Origin of the sequence: Halomicronema sp. CCY15110, from assembly GCF_016888165.1 — a bacterium.
GTDB lineage: Bacteria > Cyanobacteriota > Cyanobacteriia > Phormidesmidales > Phormidesmidaceae > Halomicronema.
Genome location: NZ_JACSWC010000230.1, coordinates 1 through 5,879 on the forward strand (window position 1 = coordinate 1; position 5,879 = coordinate 5,879).

General features: G+C 56.3%; 3 protein-coding genes and 1 pseudogene. 3 read left to right on the top strand and 1 reads right to left on the bottom strand.

Annotated features, from left to right (window positions below):
- Positions 1 to 73 precede the first annotated feature (73 nt).
- The 3 genes from JUK32_RS08430 to JUK32_RS08440 all read left to right on the top strand — a co-directional run bounded on the left by JUK32_RS08430 (position 74) and on the right by JUK32_RS08440 (position 5,343).
- Positions 74 to 850: a lipase family protein gene (locus JUK32_RS08430; protein WP_204138415.1), complete on the top strand. Its 777-nt coding sequence runs from the start codon at positions 74 to 76 to the stop codon at positions 848 to 850.
- A gap of 188 nt (positions 851 to 1,038) precedes the next feature.
- Positions 1,039 to 3,462 (top strand): type II CAAX prenyl endopeptidase Rce1 family protein, encoded by a 2,424-nt coding sequence (locus tag JUK32_RS08435; RefSeq protein ID WP_204138416.1) that lies wholly within the window; start codon positions 1,039 to 1,041, stop codon positions 3,460 to 3,462.
- Positions 3,463 to 3,483: 21 nt separating this feature from the next.
- The gene (locus JUK32_RS08440) at positions 3,484 to 5,343 is read left to right on the top strand and encodes an NACHT domain-containing protein (RefSeq protein WP_204138417.1); all 1,860 of its coding nucleotides are present in this window, start codon (positions 3,484 to 3,486) and stop codon (positions 5,341 to 5,343) included.
- Between the two features lie 148 nt (positions 5,344 to 5,491).
- Here JUK32_RS08440 and JUK32_RS08445 read toward each other — a convergent pair.
- Positions 5,492 to 5,782 (bottom strand): annotated as a pseudogene (locus JUK32_RS08445) (Dna2/Cas4 domain-containing protein); the annotation flags it as partial.
- Between the last annotated feature and the right edge of the window lie 97 nt (positions 5,783 to 5,879).

The following is a 5,879-nucleotide window of genomic DNA, read 5'->3' on the forward strand; positions in this document are numbered from 1 at the left end:
ACTAGCTCCGTCTTCCTCTCGGGCTGAGTGACAGCAATTATTAAGCGGTATTGAAAACACCTTTAGAGGGCTGGTGCAGGAGCGCATTCGGTTTGAAGTTCCCCTGGCTGAATTGACCCAGGGATCGGGGGATCTAAAGGATATTCAGGGGCGGTTGGATCGTACTCGTGATGCGATCGAACAACAAGTTGAGCAGGTGGTGCAGATTAGCCAGGCGATTCCGGTGTACTACGGTTTTCTGCTGACCTCTGATGAGTATCACCTGCTGATGTTCCGAGGTACCCAGCGTCGCTTTGAAGTGCTGGGCGACCTGCTGACGCTGCAAACGCCCTACACCCGCCCGGACACAGAAGAAATTCTGGGTCGGGTGCATTTTGGCTTCTACTCCCTCTACTTTAAGCAACTTGCTGATACTGTCCGGGAGGCGGTGCAGGGCTTAGATCCCACTAAACCGCTGGTGATTTCAGGCCATAGTCTGGGGGGTGCCTTGGCCAACCTGGCCGCGATGGATCTGGCAATTCAAATCCCTGAATGGCAGCCCAACCTGCGTCTTTATACCTACGGGACGCCTCGGGTAGGCGATCGCCCCTTCGTCGAAACCCATAGCCGAATGGTACCGAACCATTACCGGGTCATTAACCTGGCCGATATGGTGCCCATGACCCCGCTGAGTGAATTGTTGGTTATCAGCTTCATCCACGGGGGCGAGCAGTGGTCGTTTCTGTCGCACCACGGAGATATTGGCCCCAATCACCTGGTGGATGTTTACCGTAATGCGATTGACCAGGAAGCCGAGCTCAGGAACGACGGGCAGTTTGTGAATTTGCCGATGGAGTTAGGGAGCGGATGACGGGGAGAGAAGTGAATGGGTGGACGTGTGGACGGGTTCAAGGTGGAGGGTGGTAGGAGATTGTAGGGTGGGCATTGCCCACCACGCATCTGTAGGGTGCATTGCTGCGCTAATGCACCATTTTGGGAGGGTTTTGGGAGAGTTCGGCTCTCTAGATTGCATTTGTGAGTAACCAAAGGACAGGTGGCATGGGGCAGCAAAAGAACAATCGCTACGGGTGGCTGACCGTACTAACTTTGTTACTTTGCCTTGGCCTCGACTGGTTTACGGCCCCCCGTCTAGGAGCTCAGGAGCAACCGCCCCAACTCACTTTTGCCGACCCAGCTCAGTATCCGGCGGAGCAGGTTCCGGGGGAGGGCTATTTGCCGGTAGCGGATTGGTCGGGGCGGCTGATTTTGCCGGAACAGGCGGCGGCAGCGACGGTGTGGGATTGGGTGTGGATGGAGGTGTTGACCAGTCCCAACGCTGATCTAGTGGGTCAACAGGTGCGGTTGCAGTGGCAGGATACGCCGGCAAATGAGGCTTTCCTGACCCTGGTGACGCGGGGGATTGAGTTTGATGAGGCGGCGATCGCCAGTCTCGAAAAAGGCACCATTCTCCCCACTCGGCTGGATGGGTGGCCGCAGGTCGGGCCGTTGCAATCGCTAGCGGGAACTCGCCCCCAAGACGACCTGATCGTGGCGCTGCCCGATGCCACCTTTCGACTGATCGATGGAGAATCTGTCATCGAAATTGAGGAAGAGCCGATTCAAATCCCTGAACGCTTCTACAGTTTGGTGAAGGTGCTGGGACCGGATGCGACGAAACCGGCTCCAGAACTTTGCCCCGGTAGCCAGCCCTGCCCCAGCAACTACCTACGAGTCCAGCACTACAACTTGGCTAGTCAAGCCTTTGACGGGGCAATTGAGACGGTGCGGATTCCCCAGGTTCCTCCAGCCAAAACGGGTGTGTTTCAGTCCACCTCTCAGGACCTGGCAAATTCTCCAGCGGGTGAGGCCGGTTGGTACCTCTATGGTGCCAAGAATACCGAGGGTATTTTCGTGGCGCGGGCGATCGCGCCTCGTCGCCTGTTCCAACTCCAGCCCCAGGAGACTCTTTCCGGCACTCAAAATGGCCTCAACTACATCAACTTCGGCAACTGGCGGGACACGCCTGAACGCAAGGGCACCCTCCAATCCGTGCTGGTGAAATCGGATGTTGAGGAAGCCCAGGAACCCACCTGGACTGAGGGCGATTCGATGCTGGTCGTTCATCTGTTTGGCGGCATCGGCAGCGAACTGGCGGAACCGCGATCTGTGCCGGGGACAGTCAATGGGCACTTTGCCTTTGGCCAGGGTCAGGTGGTGCAAGACCCTTTCACCCAGCCGCCGCGACTACAGGTAATCTACGATCAGGTTTACTCCCACAGTCCCCTGGGCATTGTTGCCGGGAGAACTCTGTGGTCCGAATACAGCGGCAACCTGCAACGGGGCTGGCAGGGCACACGCCCCATTTCCGATGTGATTGTCAACATTCCGGCCCTGAACCACACCTACCGGTTTGGCGACTTCACCCTGTCTCCCCTGAAGGAACTACAGCGAGAACTGCGGGTGATGATGGCCCGATACCGCACGGGAGATGGCACCGGGGCCTCCATCGTCACTCCAGCCCAATCCTGTGTGCAGGACTCGAATCAGGCCCTGTACGAAACCATTCAGACCATTCGTACCCAGGTAGCCAATTCGCCCCAGGCCCAGACCTGGCTGGCGGAGCATCCCGACGACCCCCAAACCCTGCTGTTTCAAGATCTGATATCCCTGGGGCAGCGGCTGCAGGGGCAATTGGTGCCCCTGGGCATCGCCCGTCCCGACTGGCGCGAGAATGCGTCCGTTCTGGCAGGTACTGAGGAGGAGGGGATCAATGGTCAGCCTAATTTGGGCAACGAAACTAACCTGGTCAACAATCTGCTGAGCTGGCGTACGGCGATTCCCCGCGTGGGCCACGACAATATTGCCGCGATTTTGCTGCAGCACGGGGGGGAACTGTGGTTTCTCCGCACCAATCAGGTAGGTGGAGCAGATCCGACTATTCTTCCCCTGGCTCCTACAGAGTTGTTTGGCGATTTCGTGGTGATTCCAGTCGCCTTTTCCCGACTGATTGAGTCCCTGACGTTTCCCGACCGATCTGGAATCGGAATCATGGCCCTGGGTCTAGGAGCCTTCGCGTTTGTCCTGTTCCTGTTGCGAGGCCCTGGAGCGGACGGCATTGCCCCGCTATCCGTTAAGTCGGCCCTGGGGGCGTTGTTGATCCCGGCCCTGTGGCAGGAACTGGTATTTCGGGTCCTGTTCCTACCCCACCCCACCGAAGGGGTGCAACCAATGACGGTGTTGATCTGGTCCGTCATTAGTCTGGGGCTGTTCCTGGCCTATCGCGGCTTTAGGGCCAGGCTCCTGCACCTGACAGGGCATCGCAGCCGCTACTTGTTTCTGTCTCTGGTATTAGGAATTCTCGCCACGGGACTTTACCTACTCACTGGCTCCCTGTGGACTGTCCTCGGATTGCACTGGGGCAGCTGGATGATGGAAAGGGTGAAAGGGGTAGGGTTTAAGGTGAAGGGTCAGGTCGGTGGGTGAGGTGGGTGAAGGGAGGGAATTTTGGAATTAGATGTTGAGCTATCGTCTGGGCGGCGCGATCGCAACGAGCAGATTCTGTTGGATGTGGTGGGGAAGGAGGTGCGCGATCGCATTCATCAATCCCTTCACCACACTTTCCTGCTGAGGCTGCCTCAAAGGGATGTCCCTCTGACGGCCAATCTGGCCCGCCAGGGCAACCTGTACCTGGCTGACGGTAGCCATCAACCGCTTGCCGCAGAGACGACAATCAGTGATCTGTTTGACCAGCCTGCAGTCAGCGGCAGATTGTTCATCGTGGGGCCAACGGGTATCGGCAAAACCACCGCGTTGCTGGAGTTGGCGGCTGAGCTGGTGCAGCAGGCGCAGCATGACCCTGAGCAACCTATGCCGGTGCTGTTTCACCTATCGTCCTGGTCCGTTGAGCAGCAATCTTTCGCCGCATGGCTGCAGACAGAATTACGAGTCAAGTACGGGGTTTCCCAAAAGCTCGGCGACCGATGGCTAGCGGCCAACATTTTGCTCCCCTTGCTGGACGGTCTGGATGAACTCCCCCCCGATCGCCAGGCACCGGCGGTGCAAAAGATCAACGAGTGGCTGGGCCAGACACCGACTGCTCTGGTGGTCTGTTACCGGGCTGACGAGGGCGATCGCGCCCCCCTCCCCCTGACCCTCAACGGCACGCTGGCACTGGAACCGCTGACCGCTGAGCAACTGGAGCCATACCTGAACGGCCTCGGACTCGGTACCCTCTGGACGAAAATCCAACAATCGCCCGCGCTACTCCACTTGAGCCGAATTCCCGTTTGGTTGAGTCTCCTCCTGCTGACGCAGGATACCCTCGATGTCACGGCTTTTGAGCGATTGAAGACCCCTCAAGAGCGGCAGGACTTTGTGCTCGATGGGTTTATCCTGCAGCAACTCCATCAACCCCTAAAATATCCAAAAAATCCGCCTCAAAGCCAGCCCACTGCCCAGCAAATGCGCCACTTGCTGGAATGGTTAGCCCGATACCTGCGAGACCAGGTTGAACCTGAGTTGCTCATTGAAAAAATGCAGCCGACTCTGTTGAGTACTCGCAAACAGATCATCCTCTATAGCCTATTAGGCGGGCTCCTTTTTGGCGCGATCGGGGGGATGATTTTTGGGCTATTTGTTGGCCCCTTCTCTGGAATTTTCGTCACCTGTATCGTCACTTTCATGTTTGTGGTCAGACGGGGGGATGATGCCATTGCCATCTTGGAGGAGGCTAAACCGTCATTATCGAACCTGGTACAGTTCGTTTTTGTGCGTCAAATTGGTCCAATATTGCTATTTACGGTGCTGTTAGGACTGGTGATTGCCATCACGGCTAGAGACCTAGAAGCGCTCATTTTTGGCCTGGGCATTGGCTTGATGGTGGGTTTACTGACTCGGTTTGCGATCGCCTTTCCGAGCTGGCTGATGGGTGGACTCATGGTTGGCATAAACCGATTTATAGATGCTGACATTACGGTGCGGGACCAGCCCAATCAACACCTTATTGCAACCATCCGCTATGCCCTCAGGGTAGTGGCGCTGTTTGTCCCGATCTGGCTAATGATCAAAATCCTCCCCCGATATTTGGCTGGCTTTTCGTTCGGCCCAAGCGGGATGGATGGTACTGAGATCGCCAACCTGTTTGGGGTTGGGGCGGCGCTCGCGCTCTGGGCTATCATCTTCGACAGCGCTCTGGTCTGTGCCCAACATTTGGCCCTGCGGCTGGTGCTATTTAAGACTAGAGACATCCCCTGGAACTATGCCCGCTTTCTCAACAGCTGCTGCGATCGCCACCTGCTCCAGCGAATCGGTGGGCGCTACCAATTCATCCATACTCTGGTGCTAGAAAGATTTGCCGCTCCGTAGAGTTGTCTTCAACTAGGCCCAAAACGACCGAGACTGTAATTTACTGCCACTTACCCCTAGAATCCTCCACCCAAAAGAGTTTCAGGGATTCTCATTTTGAGGTAAGTATTGAGAATATTCCTTGTCGAAGGCTGAAACAACTACTTGCCCTTTTGTGCTCATAGGGAATGGTTTGGCGATCGCGGGTACGCAACGCATCGACTTTGCCCCGCAGCCCTAATTCGGCACTTTCGAGGACGAGTTGCGTCCATTCTTCGCCTTCATTTTTCTCTAATTCGGTATGGAGGCGACGTCCGGCAAAAACGGCGGCATCTTGGGTGTACAGCTCTTCAACTTCTTCGAGATAGTAGAGCCGGGGGCAATACAACAAGGCGTGCAGCGCGTTGATCCGAATGGTTTCTTGCGGTTCGGCGGCGGCCTCAATGATGGCTGTCGTCATTTCAGGAACTCCTAACTGTGTGATACCAATTCCCTATGAGGTGAAGCAGAATATAGGAGTACTGATTTCAAGCACAAAAGATGGCTCGTCCACTCAA